The organism is Mesorhizobium sp. M4B.F.Ca.ET.143.01.1.1, assembly GCF_004792275.1.
GTDB lineage: Bacteria > Pseudomonadota > Alphaproteobacteria > Rhizobiales > Rhizobiaceae > Mesorhizobium > Mesorhizobium abyssinicae.
In genome coordinates, this window is sequence record NZ_SRSR01000086.1 from 1 (window position 1) to 465 (window position 465).

The following is a 465-nucleotide window of genomic DNA, read 5'->3' on the forward strand; positions in this document are numbered from 1 at the left end:
AGGCGGTTTCCGACGTCGCCAACTTGCTCCAAATCAGCCATTTGCTGGATCGAAAGCCGGGACAGTTGTCTGGCGGGCAGCGGCAGCGGGTAGCTATTGGCCGCGCATTGGTGCGAGAGCCAAGCCTTTTCCTTTTCGACGAGCCACTATCGAACCTCGATGCTCTTCTGCGTGTCGAAATGCGGACCGAGCTAAAGAAGCTGCACCATCGGATGGGTCGAACCACCGTCTATGTGACACATGACCAGATCGAGGCCATGACGCTGGCAAACCGCATCGCCATCCTGGACAAAGGTGTCGTTCAGCAACTTGGAACCCCAGGCGAGGTCTACAACCGACCTGCCAATCTCTTTGTCGCGACTTTCATCGGCAGCCCGCGCATCAACCTTTTGCCGGCGGTCAGCAAGGGGGGGAGGGTGGTGCTGGAGGGGTCAGGAACAATCCTCCCGGCCCCGCAGGAATTCG

1 protein-coding gene is annotated in these 465 nt (G+C 59.1%); it reads left to right on the plus strand.

What is annotated here, in order from left to right:
• Positions 1–465, plus strand: a 465-nt coding sequence (locus tag EN786_RS36085) for an ATP-binding cassette domain-containing protein (protein WP_135910028.1), incomplete at both ends; no start/stop codon positions are given.